We start from the raw sequence: 18795 nt of genomic DNA, 5'->3' as shown, positions 1-18795 counted from the left end.
CATAAAAGACTGTTAGCTACTCTACAGCTGACAGTCTTTGTTTTTTCAATTTTTCGTAGAAAATAGTCCTAGATAAATGATAGTAAGGAGTTACAAAAAAAGATAACAAATGAAGGGTCAATAATTCCCCAATAAACCAACCTAAAAAGGATAAATCTAACCAAATACGTTGCCAATAGTTTCCTTTCATCAAGAAACGACTTTCTCTAAATACAGCCAGGGGATCAGTATAACTAGCATTATCCAAATGGTCATACAAGATAAACACAACCTGTGAGTAGGTATAGTAGACAAAAAGGTAAATAATCATTCCTAGCAGGAAAATCGGAGCACCTATCTTCATTAATTGACTAGGCTGATGAACTGCCAGCTCTGCCATTGCCCCAGGAGATAAGACCATCAAACTACTCATTGTGAAACCTTTAATAAATAAAGCAGCCCCTAGATTAGCTGGAAGTCCAGCCATAAAAAGAAGCAAATAATAATAAAGAAAAGTGGTCCAGATAGGCTTCTTCCATTCTGTCTTTAGAAATGAAAAACTATCTTTTAAAGAAAACTCCTGTCGATCCCCTCTTAACAATTCCAATAAATGAAAACAGGACAGACCGATGAATAGCTGTAACAGCAGAGCGAAGCCGAACTCACCTAAATAGGTCAACCTGATTGAAGAAACCAATCGCCCTTCCACAAAAGCACTGTTTTGACGGAGCTCTAGAAATGTCAGTAGGCGAAAAATTGTTACTGGTATAGCATAAACAATAGATAGCAAAATGGAGGGCAAAAATAGTAGTGTTGTACCTCTTGTCCGCTCGCGAGTCATCATCGCTCTTGATACTATATCACTCGTCCTCATCACAATTCCCCTCCAATTTTCTCTCCTTATTTATAAAGTCACGTCGCAAATATTCTATCTACATCGGACTACTTTACCATCCTACTATTAGGGAGTGGGAAAGAACTCGACCAAGATAAAAAGAGTTCGTCTTCCTACCCCCGCACAGTTGATTAGGCCAGATTTGGAGTGCAAAACACGAACAAATCTGCCAATCAACCACTGCGCTGAGATGTTGACACGAACTCTGAGTAGTGGTTCTGGGCTTTTTGCCCAGCCTCATTAATTTTCCAGAACATCTCTTAAAAACAGGAAAATCCCTCCAAAATACGAAGGGATTCCTAATAATTTATTAATATCATACTTCCTAGGCTACTGTGGAAGAGATAACTGATTTATAAGTTGAAAACACCAATGGATTCTTGGACTTCAAATCTTCATAAAATATAGTCTGACAAGTCCAATAGTAGGGATATACGTAAAGTCCCAAAAAACCAAACGTCAAAAGAACCCCAATAAACCAGCCAACAAAAGATAAATCCAAGAGGAAACGGCGCCATTTATTCCCCTTCATCAACTGCCAGCTCTGACTGAAGAGTTTAAATGGTGAAGAATAGGTATTGTTTTCCAAATAATCATAGAGAAGAAAAGAGACCTGACTGAGCCCATATCCTACAAATAAACTACAAATAATCCCTACACATACCAGTATAAATCCTGTTTGAAAATAAGACGAACTGAAAAAAGCTGAAAAATCAGGCTGATAATCAATAGGAGCACCAAAGATGACAATGGTACTATAGAAAGCTAGGTTTATCAATATCATTCCAATAACAGCAGGGAAACTTGCTAAATACAAGACCAGCATTTTCAATAATGTCGTACTAAAAACTGGTAAAAAATTCTTCCCATCTAGCAAAGTGAAACACTCCGTGAAGCTAACCTTGCTTCTTTGCTTTCTCACCAGTCTTATTAGTTGAAAACAAGCTGTCACAATTAAACATTGTGCAATAAAATCAAATATGATTGACGGACCAACAGAAATAAAATGATGAGTCCAAGTAACCCCATCTTTCACAATAGTTGTGCCCCAAGAGAAAGTACTAGTTTGCCCCCAGATTTGTTTCAAGCCAAATTCCGCCACTCCTGACAGAAAAGAAATCAAAACAGGTGCCAAAAACAAGGTTATCATCCCATCTGTTTGTTCACGAATAACCGTTGCTTTAGCTCGAATATCGCTATTAGACATTGCGTTTCTCCTTTCATATATCTGTATCGTTGTATATATTATACTATTTTATTTTTAAGTTTTCCATTATTTCTATAAAAAAATTGTACAAAAAATCCCTTCAAATAAAGAAGGGAGATCTATTATTTTGCTTCCGAATGACGATAGCCATAACAGAAGTAAATCAAAATTCCAATGACCAAGGATACTCCGAATGCTAACCAAGTATCTAAACTATATTGGAACATAAATGAAAGACAAATGATAATCGAGAGGATAGGCAACAAGGGAACAAGAGGTGTTTTAAATTGTCCATCTTTTGGCAAACCTTCGACTTGACGCAGACGAATAATACCCAGCGCCAGCATGATCAAATAAGCTAAGGTACAGATATTGAGGAAGGAAGCAATACTTGCTAGTGGGAAAATACCTGCACAAATGGCTGCAAAAATCCCCACAAGAATGGTCGCATTTTTAGGAACCTTGCTTGTTTGTGTCAATCGGCTCAATGATTTCGGTAGCAAACCATCACGACTGATGGAATAGACCATTCTCGACAAGGCGTAGGTCATCGAAATACATACTGTAATCAATGTTAGGATTGCTACAATAGAAATATAGCTCGCTGCCCAATCCAATCCAACTTCTCGAAGTGCAAAGGCAACCGCATCTGCTACATTCAACTTAGTATAGTGAACCATACCAGTCAAGACTAATGTCACTACAATATAAAGAATTGTTACAATAGATAGAGACAATACAATTCCTTTTGGTACATTCTTCTCAGGTTTTTTCACCTCATCAATCGCTAATGAAATAGACTCAAATCCCAGGAAGGCAAAGAACATGAGAGACGCTCCCGCCATAATTCCCGCCTGCCCACCATAAATGGCACCGAAACCAAAAGGAGAGAAGTTCGACCAGTTTTCTGGTTTGATAAAGAATAACCCTACTAAAATAAATAATGCCAACGCTGAAAATTTCAAAACTACCAAGGCTGAATTGAAACGAAGAGCTGCCTTAGAATTAAGCAAGACCACTCCTACTACGAAAATTAAGACGATAACTGGTAAGAGGTCTACATAGGTACCAGCAGCGGGGTTAAAAGTTCCATTCAGAGCTGTCGGCATAGCGATACCAAAATTAGCTAGGAGTCCTTTCAAATAAGCTCCCCAACCAGATGCAACGCTCGATACAGCAGTCAAGAATTCCATGATCGTCAGCCAGCCAGCAATCCAGGCAGGAAATTCACCAAAAACCGAGTAAAGATAACCATAGGCACCACCGTTAGTCGGTATACGAGAGGCAAATTCTGCGTAAAACAAAGCTGTTAGTCCGACTGAAATTGCTGCAATAACAATTGAGATGATCAGAGCTGGACCTGCATACTGGGCTGCTGCCAAGCCAGTTACCGTAAAGATACCTGTTCCAACCATCGAACCGATACCTAAAAATATCAAATCAACCAAGCCTAAATGCCGACGCATTTGACTATTGCGACCGACTGCTTGTTTTTTTCTAAATAAACTCACAAAATACTCCTTCAGAATAAGAATATGGATACTCGACAGAACAAGCTACCGATTCCTGTCAGAGAACCACAACGCCCCATTATACCATAAGTTGAAATATTTCGCATGGGTGATGACAAGCAAAAGAGCAAGGCTTGTCTACCTCACTCTTTCTTATGATTATTCTGGATTAACCTTAAAGTTTTTAAGATAATTTTTCTTATCTAACTGACCGCTAAAGTGATCTCCTACTTTGATAAACGGTAAACGATCTGTACTATCTTCCGTTGCTTTGACTTTATAAATCTTACCCTCAGACTCAATATAGTAGATTGTCGCACCGCCAATTATCTGACTCGCTAAAGCTTCTACTTTTCCACTGATAACCTCAGTCTGTTCACCAACTTCTCCATTTTCAGTCACTGTCAATCCTGAAAGGCTAGAAGCATCCGTTCCTGTGACTTGAGAAATTAAGAGTGCAATATCATTGTTAACAGTAACCTGTTGATAATCTTCGGCATCAACAAGAGCGTATGATTTAACCAAGCCAGCATCATCTTTCAAGGATACTAAATAGTAGGCTGTATCTGCCAACTTAACTAGGCTTGGAGCAGTGGCTTTATAGCCTTTTTCCTGCACTTCACCTTCTGCGGATTCTTGCGCTGCTGTTTCAGTCGCCGAAGCCAATTTGTAGTTGGTAATTTCACGAGTTCTCATATTGACAAGAATAAATCCAAGGTTGGATGAATCAGCAGTTGCTGAAGTGATACCTGTGTAGAGATAAATATCTGAGCCGATAGAAATATAATTATAGCTGTCTGTTGTATTTTTTACACCAGTTTGACTGAAAATGGTATTCCAGAAACCATTTTGATAAGTATAGTGGTCATCTACTCGGCTGATAACATTGTTTGCCGAATAAACACGGTCTACCCACTCTGGAATATCTTCCAGACCATACTTCTTACTTTCCCCTGTTACTGCATCCAATACAATAGCACCAATCGGATCATTTGATGAAAGTCCAAATTTTGGCTCGTAAATCGTTGCAATATAATATGGATTTCCTTGGTCATCCACTTCGAAGGATGGTTTCCCAAAAATAGTTGTCGGGTATTGCAGGCGAAGATGACGTAAGGTATCATTCAGCAAAAATTCGGAATCTGAATAGTGCATGGCTTTGCTCAGCTTGGCAAGCTCTGCTTTCCCTGTCGTCTGATTGACCTTAACATAGTAACCAATCCCATCTTGATGGTTGCTCAGCCATTTCCAAAAATTCTTATATTCCAAAGGCGATACACGGAACGGTTGCTGACCGATAGTAATCTGGCGATAATCATCCGAAATGCCAAACTGGGAGACCTTGTCAATGGTCCCTAGATAAGTATCACCGATTTTTTCGGCTGAGGCGCGATCTAGGAGGGCCAATTTGGAGATGTCTGTTTCAGGAAAATCTGCTTTAAAATCCGCATCCTTGACGCTTATGACAGCAGCGTAATCCTTAGCACGAAATACACGTGAGTTGATAAGCCCCAGCCCCAGCAAACCCAGGACAACCAATACCCAAATTCGTCCCAACCATTTTAAGTAAGCTGGTAGTTGTGAGGTTTTAATCTGATAAGTATCTACTTGTCTCTGGCGACCGGAAATCTTGGTCACCTTTTGAAAAGCACCTTTGGAGCTGAACATGGAAAGTATGAGCCAGACCAATCCGACAGATTGAAGGAAAAATATCCAGAAGTCCACACTCAAAATATTTAAAGCAGGCAACTGGTACCAGTAGTAGATTAGCATTTCTAGGATAAGAGCTAGCCAAGCAAAGCCAAGCAATTTTCTTTTCATAATAACCTCCGAAAACAAAGATTTCTTTGTTACTATTGTACCATACTTTTAATACTGTAACACAAAAATTGAAAATTTTTTTCAAGTTTCCATATTCGCCTGCAAGTTTGATTTTTGGTATAATGTAAAACAGTAACAGACTAGAAAAGGAAAATTATGAAACTCATTTCTTGGAACATTGATTCTCTTAACGCTGCATTGACTGCAGAGTCTCCTCGCGCCCTATTATCACGCGCAGTCATCGATACACTTGTGACAGAAGACGCTGATATTATCGCCATTCAGGAAACAAAATTGTCAGATAAGGGACCGACTAAAAAGCATCTAGAAATTTTGGAAAGCTACTTCCCTGGATATGCCAATACCTGGCGTTCCTCTGTAGAACCAGCTCGCAAAGGCTATGCTGGTACACTCTTCCTCTACAAAAACCATCTAACTCCAACCATTACCTTCCCTGAGATTGGTGCTCCAACAACCATGGATTCTGAGGGACGCATCATCACGCTAGAATTTGATGACTTCTATGTCACACAAGTTTATACGCCAAATGCTGGTGATGGCTTGAAACGGCTTGCTGACCGTCAAATCTGGGATGTGCAGTATGCCGAATACCTATCACAGCTTGACAGCCAAAAGCCTGTCTTAGCCACAGGTGACTACAACGTTGCTCACAAGGAGATCGACCTGGCTAACCCAGCCAGCAACCGTCAATCTCCAGGATTTACAGATGAAGAACGTCAAGGTTTTACAAATCTACTTGCTAAAGGTTTCACTGATACATTCCGCCACTTGCACGGTGATGTTCTCAACGCTTATACTTGGTGGGCACAACGTAGCCGCACCAGTAAAATCAACAACACAGGCTGGAGAATTGATTACTGGCTTGTCAGCGACCGCATCGCCGACAAAGTAAGTAAGTCAGATATGATTGACTCAGGTGCTCGTCAAGACCATACACCAATTGTAATGGAAATTTCATTCTATTAATACTCAATGAAAATCAAAATCAGACTAGCTCCAAAGGTTTGGGGAACCTTTGGAGGTTGGAGATAGAGCGAACGTAGTTCGTTTCTACTTACGCAGATAGAACCCTGTTACTATTTTGTTTCAAGGTAACAGGCTGAAAGGTTCCACTGGAGCCTTTCACTCATCAAATCAAGTCAACAACGTCTGATTTTGATTTTCGAAGAGTATAACATGATTTTAATTATCAGATAACAGATATTAAAGGCTTAAAACCCGTAGGTCTATTACAAGGGTTTTGAGCCTTTATTTCTTATCACTCTACCTTGTTTTAATTTGCTTGATTTGAAAGCGATGTTATTTTATGGTAAAATAAATATATAGATATACATTAAAAGGAGGGGTTATGGACCATAAAATTATCGAACGCAAATCTCTAACTGTTTCCTCTGTTGTGAACGGTTTATCTGGACTAGCAGGCATTGCCGTTTATATCATGACTGACCTAAACGCCCTCCTCCTAGACGGAGTCTTTTCTCTAATAGCATTTATTTCGTCCTTAGTTGCAGTTTACATATCGAAAAATAGCCATCGGAAAACCGAGACTTTTCCCCAAGGACTGTATTTTCTAGAACCTCTCTACGCTATCATGAAATCTCTCGCAACTCTACTACTCCTTGTATTTGCTGTACTTGAAACTAGCGCGACAGCCTTTGCTTACTTTGTTCATGGAATTGGTCATCAAATGACTACAGGTCCCGTTCTACCTTATACCATAACCATGTTTTTTGTCTGCATGGGGCTTTACCTATACAACCGCCATATGAGTGCCAAAGTCAATCATCTGTCTACTATCATATTAGCAGAAGCAAAAGGCAATCTTATAGACGGACTCATTTCAGGTGCAATTGGAATCGCAATCCTTCTGCTCTATCTTGTTCCTATCAACTCTTGGTTAGGCTTCCTGCATTATACTGGTGACTTCTTTTTGACACTAGCACTAGCAATCATTTCATTTAAGGAACCTTGGAACTTATTAGTGGCATCTTTCAAGGAACTCGCCAACGGAACGATCCATTTCCCTGAGATACATGATTCTATCTATCAGCTATTGGAGCCTTACTTAAAGGAAGATAGCAATGATGTCGAAATCCATATTTTCAAACAAGGCATGAAGATTCGCGTTAAAATCAATCTCCACAATGTCCATCACGAAATTATCCAAAAACTCTTAGAAGATAAGCCTCAGATGCTCTATCTTTTGAAAAAACATCATGAATATATTTCAATAGAATATGCGCTATAGTCATAACCACCCGTGAAAACGGGTGGCTTGTACACCGGCTATAAGCCGTTTCTCTCCAGCGACGTCTAAAGACGTTCGCTGAACTTCGTTCAGGTTAGTGCTATAATTACTTGACTAATGCCCGTAACAACGGGCTTTTATCTTGTTCTAAAACTGCCATCTGAAAATGGATCTTCATACTCTTTGACGCTCAATTTATCAAGTGCAATGTCATTGAACAACTAATCTCCCAGATTAGTTGTTTACTCGCGAATGTATTTCGCAACTGTCTTTTCGTTCAGCCCAACGGTACTAACATAGTAGCCTCTAGCCCAAAACTTTCGATTTCCATACTTATATTTCAAATTAGCGTGTTTATCAAATATCATTAGAGCACTTTTACTTTTCAAATATCCCATAAAATCGGAAATCGAAAGTTTTGGGGGTATCAAGACAAGCATATGAACATGGTCTGGCATCATGTGTCCCTCAATAATTTCCACGCCTTTGTATCGACATAGATGACGGAAAATATCAATTAAGTCCTGCCTTATTTTGTAGTAAATGGATTTTCTACGGTACTTAGGTGTGAAAACTATGTGATATTTGCACATCCATTTGGTATGTGATAAACTGTAACTGGTTTTAGCCATTTCTTTTTCCTCCTTTATCTAACCTGAACAATTAGATTATATCAGGAAAAAGAAATGGAAGCTCAAAGCCTTGTCAGCCACCAGCATAGCTGGTGGTTTTCTTGTTTTTCTCTACGAGAAAAACTGGCTCGAAGCCATAATAAACAAAATCTCGGCTTATAAACCGAGATTTTCGTATTTTGTTCGATAGCCAATCTGTAAGATTTTACCATCCTGAATCAGTAGGGGACGCTTAATCAGCATACCATCATTAGCTAGAAGATTAAGTGCCTGCTCCAAGCTAAGACTATCAAACTTATCTTTCAAGCCTAATTCACGATAGCTATTACCAGAAGTATTAAAATACTTTTTCAATTCTAGTCCTGTCGCCTCCATCCAAGCTTTTAGCTCTTCAGCACTAGGCGGTGTTGACTTAATATCAATAGCTTCAAATTCCAATCCCAAACTCTTCAACTCCGCCTTTGCTGCTCGGCAAGTCGAACATTTTGGATACTCATAAAATAAAATCATCTTTCACCTCAAATTCTGGATTCTCATGTTGCAAGAGCCAGATTTTCTTATCCAGTCCTCCTGCATATCCTGTCAACTGCCCTTTTTGATTGAGAACACGGTGACAGGGAACAATAATAGAATAAGGATTACGCCCAACTGCTCCACCGACTGCCTGCCCTGAACAGACTCCCAGTTGCTGAGCCAGTTGTCCATAGCTAGTCGTCTGAGCATGAGGGATTTCTTTCAATAAAGCCCAAACTTTTTCCTGAAATTTCGTTCCAACAGCTTCAAGCGACAGGGTAGAAAAATCCACGTCTTGACCTGAAAAATAAGCATCCAGCAAGAGACCGGTCTGGTCTAAAATAGGATGTGAGCCTAGGAGAGTACGCTCAGCTAAGCCCCGCTCAAAGTATTTCTGCCCCTCAAACCAAGCTCCTCGCAAGCCCCTATCACTAGCAACAAGGGACATGGGCCCAAGTGGACTGTGGTAAATTTTCTTATACAGCATTCTAGCCTTTGTTTTTGATAACACGAACCTTGACAATGGCTTCTGTGGCTTCAAATTTGGCAACCAACTGGTCAATTTTTGTCTTGTCTGCTTCATCCAAGTCTAACAAGGTATAGGCATAATCACCTTTTGACTTGTTGATAATGTTGTCAATGTTGATGCCTAATTCAGACACGGCTGTGGTGATTTTTGCCACCATGTTTGGAATGTTTTTGTTGATAAGAGTAATCCGATAGGGAGCATCCAAGAACTGTTTGACATTTGGGAAGTTAACTGAGTTGATGATTTCGCCAGTCTCCATAAAACGACGAATGGTCTGACCAGCAGCAATGGCACAGTTGAGCTCTGCTTCCTCTGTTGACCCACCAACGTGCGGAAAGACGATAATGTTGTCCTTGTTGAGCACTTCTTCTGTCCCAAAGTCAGTGATGTAATTCTTGATAACTCCTGCTTCAATGGCTTCAAACAAGTCGGCATTATTGACCAACTCACCACGGGCGAAGTTAATCAAGGTCGTTCCTTTTTTCATTTGTCCAAAACTGTCCGCATTGAACAAGCCACGTGTCTTATCAGTTAAAGGAACATGGACCGTGATATAGTCAGCATTGGTAAAGATTTCTTTCAAATCATCTACCCGTTTAACGTGACTTGAGATACTCCAGGCTGTCTCAATCGACACATACGGATCATAACCAAGCACATTCATGCCCAAACGGCGAGCGTCGTTGGCAATACGGGCACCGATGGCCCCCAATCCGATAACTCCCAAAGTTTTGCCTGAAATCTCTGTCCCTGCAAACTGCTTCTTACCAGCTTCGACTTGTTTTGCTACATCATCTCCTGACAATGTATTTGTCCAAGCTGTCGCTCCGATATAGTCACGGGCTGATAAGAGGATAGAAGCAATGACCGCCTCTTTTACGGCATTAGCATTGGCTCCCGGAGTATTGAAAACAACAATCCCCTTCTCAGTCGCTTCCTCAATAGGAATATTGTTGGTCCCTGCTCCTGCACGGGCAATAGCTTTCAAATTTTCTGGGAAATCAAAACCATGCAAGTTTTCAGAACGAATGATAAAGGCATCTGGATTTGCTGCATGATCTCCGTCAATCTGGAATTTATTGCCTAATTCCTTAAGACCAATTTGATTGATATTGTTAAAAGTACGTACGCTAAATACCATTTATTTTTACCTAAAAAGGCGGAATAGCTACCGCCTTTTCTTTCTTTATTTCATTAATTATTTCCGAGTAACCAGCGGTCGTCTTCACTAATCTCCTGATAGAGACTGCGTTCGCTCTTTTGCTTGATTTTTTGATAGGCTAGACGTTCTCCATCTATTGGGACTTTACCACAATAGACATAGCCTAATTTTTTTAGAATGTGCTGCATTGTCTTATTCTGCTCGTGGGTATCACAGCGGAAATCTGGTCCTTTTTGACCTTCAATTAAACCTTGCAAAAAAGTTTGTATGATTCCTTGACCACGAAATTCGTCAGCTACTGCAATTCTATGAAATGTTGTATATACAGGATGATTGTGCTGCCATTTTCCTTCATATATAGCCTCATATTCTGCTTCTTGACCACGATGAACGGCGGCATAAGCTGCCACCTTGCCGTCCACCAGACCAACATAGCCCTTGCCTGTTAAAATATCATCAAAAATCGTATCTTGATCAGGGTAGGTCCCTTGCCACTGGCTACTGCCAGAAGCTGCTAGAAAGGCCTTGGCCTGATCAATAATCTGACTTATAGCTGCTACTTCATTGGGATGAGCAAGACGGATTTCCATTAAGCATTCTCCGCTTCAAATTTCTTCATGAAATCAATCAAATCAACCACACCTTGACGTGGGAAAGCATTATAGAGCGACGCCCGCATCCCACCTACTGAACGGTGACCTTTGATATTTTTAAAGCCTGCTGCTGTCGCTTCTTTGACAAACTTAGCATCCAATTCCTCGCTTGGTGAGACAAAAGGAATGTTCGCTACTGAACGCTCTTCTTTTTTACGAACAGGGTTTGTATAGAAATTAGACTGGTCGATATAGTCATAAAGCAAACCAGATTTTTCACGGTTGATTTTTTCCATTTCGTCCACACCACCGATTTCCTTGACCCATTCAAAGACTAGCTTAGAAATGTAGATTGAATAAGCAGGTGGTGTGTTATATAATGACTCATTTTCTGCTTGAATGCGGTAATCCAACATGCTTGAAAGCATTGGTTGATCATTGAGGAAGTCCTCTCGAACAATCACCACCGTCACACCAGCAGGACCAATATTTTTCTGTGCACCTGCATAAATCATGGCAAAGTCTTCTACATTGTAGCGAGCCGCCAAGATGTTGGAAGACATGTCACCAATAACTGGAACACCGTTGGTATCTGGAATGTCGTAAACAGCAGTACCTTCAATGGTATTGTTGGTTGTCACATGCACATAGGCAGCGTTTGGATCGATATCGTTTTTATCAAAGGTTGGCAATTCTGCATAGGTAATATCTTCAGTTGATCCAAGCAAAATTGGTTCAAAGGCAATTGTTTTAGACAGCTTCACAGCCTCAGTATAGGCTTTTTTACCCCATGAGCCACCTACAAGATAGTAGGCTTTCTTGCCTTGAGCGAAGTTGAGGGGAATCATTGTAAATTCCAAAGAAGCTCCACCTTGCAAGAAAATAACCTTGTAATTATCTGGAATGGCCATCAATTCACGAAGCGTTGCTTCAGCACCTTTTATAATATCATCGAAGTCCTTGGAGCGATGCGACATCTCCAAAACACTCATTCCCGAACCATTGTAGTCCAAGAATTCAGCTTGGGCGCGTTCAAGTACTGGTTTTGGCAATACTGCAGGACCTGCAGAGAAGTTGTAGATTGTCATAAAATCCCCCCATTAAGTTAGTCTGTTCATTATATCACAAATATTCAGACAATTCCATAAGATATGATTATTTTGTAAAAATATTCGGATTTCTTATATTTATTCTACTTTCTAAAGCTCCTCTTACTTTTAGCCATAAACGAAGGCGCTTGCCTCACAGGATTTATCAGTTTTCAATGAAAATTTTATGACCAGATTTGACTGGTTGGGGAGTGTCGCCAATTGTTATCTGCATATTAATACTCAATCAAAATCAAAAGTAGCTTAGCGGGGATATAGTTGAAGTCTGGAAGTATAGAGAACTGTATTCGCGTCATTAAGCTGACGATAGAACTTTGTTACTTTCTCATTTCAAGGTAACAGGCTGAAAAGATCCACTAGTGCTTTTCACTCATCAAGGAAAGTTGACAACGGATAATTTTGATTTTCGATGAGTATACGCTTGCATAAACATACAAAAAACTAGGCCTTAACCTAGTCCATGATATATATCGTATACTTCTTGTTTTTTGAGTTGGTAGCGTTTGGCCACTTCTTTGATAGCCTGATTAGGTTTTATGCCTCTTGCAATTTCCCTTTCTACCTCAGCCTTCAAGTCCACTTCGTCAGCAGAAGGATAGACTTCCTCACCAGCACCCTCGACAATAATCAAGCATTCTCCCTTAAGTGGATTTTCTTCCAAATACTCTAGTAATTCGGAAATGCTTCCTCTCTGGTATTCTTCGTATAACTTGGTCAATTCTCGAACAACCGTTACCTGACGATCACCATAAACTGTCAACATATTTTCTAAGGTATCTGCCACACGATATGGAGATTCATAGAAAATTTGCGTCTCAGGATAGGTCTTTTTTTCTTGGAAAAATTCTTTTTGCTGCCCCGCTTTTCTCGGTAAAAATCCATAAAAAATATGTGGCTGGGGTGCCAAACCAGATGCAATCAAGGCTGTAATTCCTGCCGATGCTCCTGGAAGTGCTACAACAGGAATATCTTCCGCAATCGCTGCCCCTACCAGGTCATGACCAGGATCCGAAATGGAAGGCAGGCCTGCATCAGAAACTTGCGCAATGGACTGACCAGATTTGAGCCAAGCAATCAAAACTGGAATTTTTTCATGGGCATTGTGTTCATGAAAGGATATTTGCTTGGTTTCTACTTCAAAATGTTTGAGTAGGAGGCCTGTGTTTCTCGTATCTTCCGCTGCAATTATATCCACCTCTTTCAAGGTCTGAACAGCTCGGAATGTCATATCCTGTAAGTTTCCAATAGGAGTTGGCACCAGATATAAAGTCCCAAAACTCGTCTGTCCCTTAAATGATTTTTGTACTTTCATCCTAATCTCGATTCAATAATTCTACACAGAACATACAAGGTTCATCATTATCCCTACGTTGACCATAAGAGAAGGTACAAATATGGAAACCATCTTCGTAAATATTCTCCAAATTCTCCTTACCAAAGTTGGAAGATTTATGGCCTGTCTTATCTTCTTTTTCCAAACGTTCGCGCAACTTGGAATTTTCCAAACGGAGGGTCATATTTTCATCAATAACTCCCTGTAAATGCTTTTTGATAGCATCCACTTCTGCCAACGTGGTTAGAAGATTTTGCGAAAAATCATCTAGGGCATCAAAAATTTCTTTTTTATCCATTATCTCCCTTTCTTTTATTTTATAGAGTTATGTACTCTAGACTATTTTGTAGACTTACGTTTGCCTGCCACATCTTCTTAGCCTTAAGAACAGCATCCATTTTTTCACGTACGTTTGCCGATTCCATCATTTTCTCAGATAATATCAGACTCAGAAGGTCAAACAAACGTCCCTGCTCAGCTTTTTCCACAGCTAAAGACACTAGGATTCCAACTTGCAAATAAGCACGCGTAGGCTCCACCAAGAGCAAGTCTGTAAATTTCTTTGTCTGTCCCATCAAATCTAAAAAGTTTTTATTTTCTGCTAACTTTTTCGCTTCTTCTTGACTTGAAACCAGTTGAGCTAAGAGATTCGCTTGTGTTTTTAACAAGCCCTCCTCTTCTAACATTCGCTCCATGGCCGGAATATTTTTAGGAAAACCTATAATCTGTGTCCGACTCTTGATAGTAGGAAGGACGGCTTCTTCCTGATTGGTCAATAAGAAGATGTGAATAGCTGACTGAGGTTCTTCAATCACTTTTAGCAAAGAGTTGGCTGCGTTAGCATGCATTTTCTCAGCATCACGAATAATGAAAACCTGCTTATTGGATTCAAATCCAGATTGTGAAAAATTCTTAACTAATTCACGTATCGTATCTGTTTTGATAACATTTCCCTGCGGTGCAATAACAGTAAGATCTGAAAACTCATTTGCTTCAATTAGACGACAGGACCGACACTTCTGACAAGGAAGGACGCCTTCTTTCTCCTGACAAAATAACGATTGACTGAGAAAAATTGCCATATCAAAACTAGCAAAGTCACCTGAAAATAGATAGGCATGTGCCAAACGTCTCTGCTCTAAAATTGTCACAAAACGTTGAAATACACTAGGTTGTAAGTTTCTAAGTTCTTCAATCTTCATGTTCTTTCTGCAAACCGTTTCTTAATGACTGCTAGAGCATCTGCAACAACAGCCTCTAGTGGTTGACTGGCATCAATCTTTACCAACCGATCTGGTTCCTGCTCTAAAATACTAAGATAGCCTTGACGCACCCGTCTATGCATATCTGCTTTTTCCATATCCAAGCGATCCACATCACGGTCAGCATTGCGGGCAATTCGAGCCAACCCCTCTTCTGTATCAATATCAAAATAGAGGGTTAAATCTGGCTTTAAACCATCTGTTGCAAACTGGTTGAGCCAATGGATGTCATCTATATCCAAGCCCCGTCCAAATCCTTGATAGGCAATAGAGGAATCGATAAAACGATCAATCAAGAGCAATTTCCCCTGTGCCAAGGGTGGAAGAATCTTTTCTTTCAAATGCTGACGTCGTGCTGCAATGAACAATAACAGCTCCGTCTTATCATCCATCGCTGTATTTGCAGGATTGAGAATTATATTGCGAATTTCTTCTGCAATAGCCACCCCACCTGGCTCTCTAGTTGTGACTACTTCTGGCCCCAATTCCTGCAAGGCTGGCAATAACTGTTGCAATACCGTCGTTTTCCCTGCCCCATCCGGACCTTCAAATGTAATAAAAAAACCGTTTCTCATCTTTCCCTCGCTCTTAGTACCAGTATGCACAGTCCAGCACTTCACTTGTGAAGACTGGTTCTTAGATATTCATTCCATTTTACCAAAAATTAATCAAAAAATCACTTGAAAATTGACTTGTTTTTAAGGAGAAAATCTTTTAAAATTGATATATACAAATATTCGGAGATGCTTATGGTTCGTTTGAAAAATATTTTACTTATTTTGCTTGGTGCAGGCCTATTTGCCTTTGGGCTAAATTATTTAATCATGCCCAATCGTCTATTCGAGGGTGGCGCAACTGGATTGACGCTGATTATTTACTACCTTTTTCATATTCAACCTTGGATAATGAACATTGTGATTAATATTCCATTGTTCATCCTCGGGTGGAAAATACTCGGAAAGAAGACTCTCTATCTCAGTATCTTAGGAACCTTTAGCGTTACCTTTTGGTTGGCCATTTTTGAAAAAATCCATTTTTCAATCAATCTACAACAAGATTTAATACTCGTTAGTATCCTTGGTGGGATTCTTATGGGACTAGGATTAGGAACCATCTTCCGTGCTGGCGGAACGACTGGGGGAAGCGATATTATTGCTCGTATCGGTCATAAATTTCTACCTTATTCCATTGGACAAATCATTCTTGCAGTTGATATCCTCATCCTAACTCTGATTGTTATTGTTTTTAAAGACCTCCGAACAGTTCTATATACTTTAATGATGGTTGCTATTGCTTCCAAGGTTATTGATTTTGTCACGGAGGGCGGATATGGTAGCAAGGGAGTTATGATTGTTTCCCAAAAATCTGACCAATTGGCTCAGGCTATTGATTGTGAAATCGAGCGTGGTGTCACCTTTATCAAAGCACAAGGTTTCTACAGCAAAGCCGATGTCAACATGATTTACTCAGTCATATATAAGAGCCAGCTCCAAGAGATGAAGGAGCTTATTCATCGCATTGACCCCCACGCATTTATCACCATTACAGACGCACATGAAGTACTCGGTGAGGGATTTACTTTAGATCGAGATAAAAAACCAATAGAACGCCATTAAATAAAACCTGCAGTTTCGCTAAACTGCAGGTTTTATATTATGGATTGGTTTCAAGTGGTTGCTCTGCCTCAGACTGTGCTTCTTTTCCTTGCTCCAGCAAAGCAGCAATGATTTTTTGATCGCGTAGCTTAACAGAATCATTGATAGTCTCTGCAGATCGTACAATAGCTGCTTCCAACTCCCGACGTTTCTGACGCCCTTCATCAATAGCTGCAATAATGCCATTATTTTGGGCAACCAAGCTTTCTGCCAATTTGGTAACAGATGCTACTGAAAGGGTCGGATTCTGAGCTGTGCGTTCCATCATCGGAATGGCCTCTTTTGATGTATCCGCAAGCATTTGAAGGGCAGCATTATTAGCATTGACAATCGCATCTGCTGTCTGGCTAGACTTGATAGATTGTTGTAAGATGCCCAACTGTGCAATGGACAATTTCATTGTTGGAATAGTATTGCGACGTAACATCCCAAGGCGCTGTTTCATATCCGAAGAAACCTTGACCAGATTACGCATCTGCGGTGTCGTTGTCCACGCGACATACAAGCGACTCATATACTCAGAATGTTGTTGTTCGAGGATATTAGCAACCTCTGTTACACGTGCCAACCTCTCAGAAGCTACTTGATAATCGACTGTAGTCGGTACTAAAGTTGCGAGGTTTTCTTGTGCCAATTTTGCACGCTCTGCAGCTTCCTGACCAGTCGCTTCAATAAAGGCGATGACCCCCACCAAATTCTCGATAGACTTGGTATTATTTTCAATCAAAAGCTCTGCAGAAACAATATTGCGCGCCAACACTTCTTCCTGCTTGACCACACTGGCTGCCATGCTATCCATTTTCTTTTCAATGGTCTGCGAATCAAAATAAAATTCCTGCAAATCATTCTTGGTCTGCTTGAACAGGCGTTGGAAGAAACCTGGTTTCTTTTCTAATTCAGCAGTTGTGGAAATGTCCTTATACTTAGCCACAAAGCCATTCAATTCACGGTTGGTATTGGCCAAAAGCTCATCCACCTGTGGAATTTCAATCTTCTTCTGTTCTGACAAAATGTGATTAACCGTGGCATTGACTTCTTCTACCGCTTCCTTACCAAAATCCAAGAGGGCATTTTGATTAGCTAAGAAGTTATCCACCAATTGAGGAGCCTTCGCACGAATACCTGTTTGTTGTTCCGGTGTCAACTGCTCCAAGAAAGAAACTTTTGAATTATCTCCAGTCGGAGTCGCTTGAATAAGCTCTGTTGTCTTATCTTTGGTTGATAAACTATTATTAGCAATCTGATCAATATCGAAATTAAATCCTGACATCTTCTCTATTCCTCTTCTCTTTTCATCATACGCAGACTGACTTCAAAATCTTTCATATCCGCTTCGTTAAATTGTTTGATGGTATTATCCAAATCCTTATCAAAAATTTCCATGGCTGATTTTGCCTGCACCAATCGTTCTTCTGCGTTGAAATAATCTTTCGGTGATTTTTTGATTTTCAAATAGCCCTGTAAAATATCGTTAAACCGACTCATATTGGCCTCATGGATAGCTGTCAATTCTTCCCGCTTATCTGTCGCCTTTTCCAGCTTTTCAAGAATAACAAGATTGTCTCTTTGAATATTACAATAGGTTTCTAGAATTTCAGGAGCTAAATCCGCTATCATGCCTTGTTCATCCATCACAGCATTACCACTAGTAGAAACCTGTGTGTCAGTATTTTCTTCTGTTTTAGCTTCTGGCAGTTTTAAATGATATTTTAGTTGCAAGGTATCTACAACTTCTTTACTTTCATATCCATTCAGATATTTTCCAACTTTTTGATAGAGCTGATCTAATTCAAATAATTGTCCTAACAGTCTGTTTCGCAACTGTAACACAACCTTATCCTCACCCTTTTCCACCAAGAGCTCTTGATGCTTTTCATAGCCCGAACGAATAGATAGCGCTAATACCTGCAAGCGTTTTATAGAATCTCTATTCAAAAAACGCTGGATAGCCTCTCTCTTGTAAAAATATCCAATTAGGAGCCCAATGGGCAATAAGATATACCAGAAACTCATGACAAAACCGATTGCCAATAAAACAAGGAGGGCCACAAGTCCTGAATTATTTTTACCATATTTCTTATATTTTTTATATTTGTGCCCCATAGAGTCTCCTCATACGTGATATACTTTATTATATCACATTCCCCTAAAATACTAGAATGATAGCTAAAGAAAAAAACCGAGAAATCTCGGTTTTTAAATATTTTTAGCAACAGTCGGAACCAAGCTATCCACTTGGATACCTGCACCCTCCCGACTTTATCACATAAAAAAATGCAAAGGATAGCTAACCCCTTGTGGGACAAGGAGTTTGGCTATCCTTTT

At 40.0% G+C, this 18795-nt stretch carries 18 protein-coding genes and 1 pseudogene; 3 read left to right on the top strand and 16 right to left on the bottom strand.

The features are described from left to right. Positions 1–16 precede the first annotated feature (16 nt). The 4 genes from SST62_RS0105335 to SST62_RS0105320 all read right to left on the bottom strand — a co-directional run bounded on the left by SST62_RS0105335 (position 17) and on the right by SST62_RS0105320 (position 5413). On the bottom strand, positions 17–853 hold the full coding sequence (locus tag SST62_RS0105335; RefSeq protein WP_029186577.1) for a DUF975 family protein: 837 nt from the start codon (positions 851–853) through the stop codon (positions 17–19). A 346-nt stretch (positions 854–1199) separates the two neighbouring features. Continuing rightward, positions 1200–2081 carry a DUF975 family protein gene (locus SST62_RS0105330; RefSeq protein WP_029186576.1) on the bottom strand — a complete coding sequence of 294 codons (882 nt, stop codon included), beginning with the start codon at positions 2079–2081 and terminating at the stop codon, positions 1200–1202. A gap of 122 nt (positions 2082–2203) precedes the next feature. Next, positions 2204–3592, bottom strand: a complete 1389-nt coding sequence (locus tag SST62_RS0105325) for an amino acid permease (RefSeq protein ID WP_029186575.1) — start codon at positions 3590–3592, stop codon at positions 2204–2206. A 159-nt stretch (positions 3593–3751) separates the two neighbouring features. Beyond that, a complete protein-coding gene (locus tag SST62_RS0105320) occupies positions 3752–5413 on the bottom strand; it encodes a hypothetical protein (protein WP_029186574.1) in 1662 nt (553 codons plus the stop codon). Positions 5414–5569: 156 nt separating this feature from the next. On the opposite strand from SST62_RS0105320, the gene SST62_RS0105315 reads away from it, so the two are divergent. Both SST62_RS0105315 and SST62_RS0105310 read left to right on the top strand, forming a co-directional pair. Next, complete coding sequence (locus tag SST62_RS0105315) at positions 5570–6400, top strand: exodeoxyribonuclease III (RefSeq protein ID WP_029186573.1); 831 nt, start codon at positions 5570–5572, stop codon at positions 6398–6400. Positions 6401–6782: 382 nt separating this feature from the next. Further along, positions 6783–7682 carry a cation transporter gene (locus SST62_RS0105310; protein ID WP_024407083.1) on the top strand — a complete coding sequence of 300 codons (900 nt, stop codon included), beginning with the start codon at positions 6783–6785 and terminating at the stop codon, positions 7680–7682. Between the two features lie 137 nt (positions 7683–7819). Here the strand turns inward: SST62_RS0105310 and tnpA are convergent. From tnpA to tmk, 10 genes and pseudogenes are all read right to left on the bottom strand, one after another. Continuing rightward, positions 7820–8314: pseudogene (gene tnpA / locus SST62_RS01000000111515) on the bottom strand (IS200/IS605 family transposase). Positions 8315–8470: 156 nt separating this feature from the next. Next, the gene (locus SST62_RS0105295) at positions 8471–8824 is read right to left on the bottom strand and encodes an arsenate reductase family protein (RefSeq protein ID WP_002935368.1); all 354 of its coding nucleotides are present in this window, start codon (positions 8822–8824) and stop codon (positions 8471–8473) included. Then, complete coding sequence (locus SST62_RS0105290; RefSeq protein WP_029186572.1) at positions 8808–9314, bottom strand: methylated-DNA--[protein]-cysteine S-methyltransferase; 507 nt, start codon at positions 9312–9314, stop codon at positions 8808–8810. The genes SST62_RS0105295 and SST62_RS0105290 overlap by 17 nt, the downstream gene beginning before the upstream one ends. 1 nt (position 9315) lies before the next feature. Beyond that, positions 9316–10497 carry a phosphoglycerate dehydrogenase gene (locus tag SST62_RS0105285; RefSeq protein WP_029186571.1) on the bottom strand — a complete coding sequence of 394 codons (1182 nt, stop codon included), beginning with the start codon at positions 10495–10497 and terminating at the stop codon, positions 9316–9318. 53 nt (positions 10498–10550) lie between these two features. Next, the gene (locus SST62_RS0105280; protein ID WP_029186570.1) at positions 10551–11108 is read right to left on the bottom strand and encodes a GNAT family N-acetyltransferase; all 558 of its coding nucleotides are present in this window, start codon (positions 11106–11108) and stop codon (positions 10551–10553) included. Continuing rightward, entirely contained in the window at positions 11108–12199 is a 1092-nt protein-coding gene (gene serC / locus SST62_RS0105275) for a 3-phosphoserine/phosphohydroxythreonine transaminase (RefSeq protein ID WP_029186569.1), read from the bottom strand. Before serC ends, SST62_RS0105280 begins: the two co-directional genes overlap by 1 nt. A 469-nt stretch (positions 12200–12668) precedes the next feature. Next, entirely contained in the window at positions 12669–13532 is an 864-nt protein-coding gene (gene rsmI / locus SST62_RS0105270) for a 16S rRNA (cytidine(1402)-2'-O)-methyltransferase (protein ID WP_029186568.1), read from the bottom strand. A gap of 1 nt (position 13533) precedes the next feature. Then, positions 13534–13851 carry a DNA replication initiation control protein YabA gene (gene yabA / locus SST62_RS0105265; protein WP_029186567.1) on the bottom strand — a complete coding sequence of 106 codons (318 nt, stop codon included), beginning with the start codon at positions 13849–13851 and terminating at the stop codon, positions 13534–13536. Positions 13852–13870: 19 nt separating this feature from the next. After that, positions 13871–14755 (bottom strand): DNA polymerase III subunit delta', encoded by an 885-nt coding sequence (locus SST62_RS0105260; protein WP_024381557.1) that lies wholly within the window; start codon positions 14753–14755, stop codon positions 13871–13873. Next, on the bottom strand, positions 14752–15390 hold the full coding sequence (gene tmk, locus SST62_RS0105255; protein WP_024384872.1) for a dTMP kinase: 639 nt from the start codon (positions 15388–15390) through the stop codon (positions 14752–14754). The genes SST62_RS0105260 and tmk overlap by 4 nt, the downstream gene beginning before the upstream one ends. A gap of 174 nt (positions 15391–15564) precedes the next feature. On the opposite strand from tmk, the gene SST62_RS0105250 reads away from it, so the two are divergent. After that, positions 15565–16431, top strand: coding sequence for a YitT family protein (locus tag SST62_RS0105250; protein ID WP_002935357.1), 867 nt, complete (start codon positions 15565–15567; stop codon positions 16429–16431). Between the two features lie 37 nt (positions 16432–16468). Here SST62_RS0105250 and SST62_RS0105245 read toward each other — a convergent pair whose 3' ends face one another. After that, the gene (locus SST62_RS0105245) at positions 16469–17740 is read right to left on the bottom strand and encodes a toxic anion resistance protein (protein ID WP_029186566.1); all 1272 of its coding nucleotides are present in this window, start codon (positions 17738–17740) and stop codon (positions 16469–16471) included. Positions 17741–17745: 5 nt separating this feature from the next. Next, the gene (locus SST62_RS0105240) at positions 17746–18573 is read right to left on the bottom strand and encodes a hypothetical protein (protein WP_029186565.1); all 828 of its coding nucleotides are present in this window, start codon (positions 18571–18573) and stop codon (positions 17746–17748) included. Between the last annotated feature and the right edge of the window lie 222 nt (positions 18574–18795).

The sequence above is a fragment of the Streptococcus suis YS56 genome (assembly GCF_000440115.1).
GTDB classification, from domain to species: Bacteria; Bacillota; Bacilli; order Lactobacillales; family Streptococcaceae; genus Streptococcus; species Streptococcus suis_L.
The sequence above is the reverse complement of the archived record's forward strand: the minus strand, read 5'-3'. Positions and strand labels throughout refer to the sequence as shown.

Excerpts from the sequence above, each read along its gene's own strand:
- SST62_RS0105335 (WP_029186577.1), bottom strand. The coding sequence starts at position 853 with ATGAGGACGAGTGATATAGTATCAAGAGCGATGATGACTCGCGAGCGG.
- SST62_RS0105330 (WP_029186576.1), bottom strand. The coding sequence starts at position 2,081 with ATGTCTAATAGCGATATTCGAGCTAAAGCAACGGTTATTCGTGAACAA.
- SST62_RS0105320 (WP_029186574.1), bottom strand. The coding sequence starts at position 5,413 with ATGAAAAGAAAATTGCTTGGCTTTGCTTGGCTAGCTCTTATCCTAGAA.
- SST62_RS0105315 (WP_029186573.1), top strand. The coding sequence starts at position 5,570 with ATGAAACTCATTTCTTGGAACATTGATTCTCTTAACGCTGCATTGACT.
- SST62_RS0105310 (WP_024407083.1), top strand. The coding sequence starts at position 6,783 with ATGGACCATAAAATTATCGAACGCAAATCTCTAACTGTTTCCTCTGTT.
- SST62_RS0105295 (WP_002935368.1), bottom strand. The coding sequence starts at position 8,824 with ATGATTTTATTTTATGAGTATCCAAAATGTTCGACTTGCCGAGCAGCA.
- SST62_RS0105290 (WP_029186572.1), bottom strand. The coding sequence starts at position 9,314 with ATGCTGTATAAGAAAATTTACCACAGTCCACTTGGGCCCATGTCCCTT.
- SST62_RS0105285 (WP_029186571.1), bottom strand. The coding sequence starts at position 10,497 with ATGGTATTTAGCGTACGTACTTTTAACAATATCAATCAAATTGGTCTT.
- SST62_RS0105280 (WP_029186570.1), bottom strand. The coding sequence starts at position 11,108 with ATGGAAATCCGTCTTGCTCATCCCAATGAAGTAGCAGCTATAAGTCAG.
- serC (WP_029186569.1), bottom strand. The coding sequence starts at position 12,199 with ATGACAATCTACAACTTCTCTGCAGGTCCTGCAGTATTGCCAAAACCA.
- rsmI (WP_029186568.1), bottom strand. The coding sequence starts at position 13,532 with ATGAAAGTACAAAAATCATTTAAGGGACAGACGAGTTTTGGGACTTTA.
- yabA (WP_029186567.1), bottom strand. The coding sequence starts at position 13,851 with ATGGATAAAAAAGAAATTTTTGATGCCCTAGATGATTTTTCGCAAAAT.
- SST62_RS0105260 (WP_024381557.1), bottom strand. The coding sequence starts at position 14,755 with ATGAAGATTGAAGAACTTAGAAACTTACAACCTAGTGTATTTCAACGT.
- tmk (WP_024384872.1), bottom strand. The coding sequence starts at position 15,390 with ATGAGAAACGGTTTTTTTATTACATTTGAAGGTCCGGATGGGGCAGGG.
- SST62_RS0105250 (WP_002935357.1), top strand. The coding sequence starts at position 15,565 with ATGGTTCGTTTGAAAAATATTTTACTTATTTTGCTTGGTGCAGGCCTA.
- SST62_RS0105245 (WP_029186566.1), bottom strand. The coding sequence starts at position 17,740 with ATGTCAGGATTTAATTTCGATATTGATCAGATTGCTAATAATAGTTTA.
- SST62_RS0105240 (WP_029186565.1), bottom strand. The coding sequence starts at position 18,573 with ATGGGGCACAAATATAAAAAATATAAGAAATATGGTAAAAATAATTCA.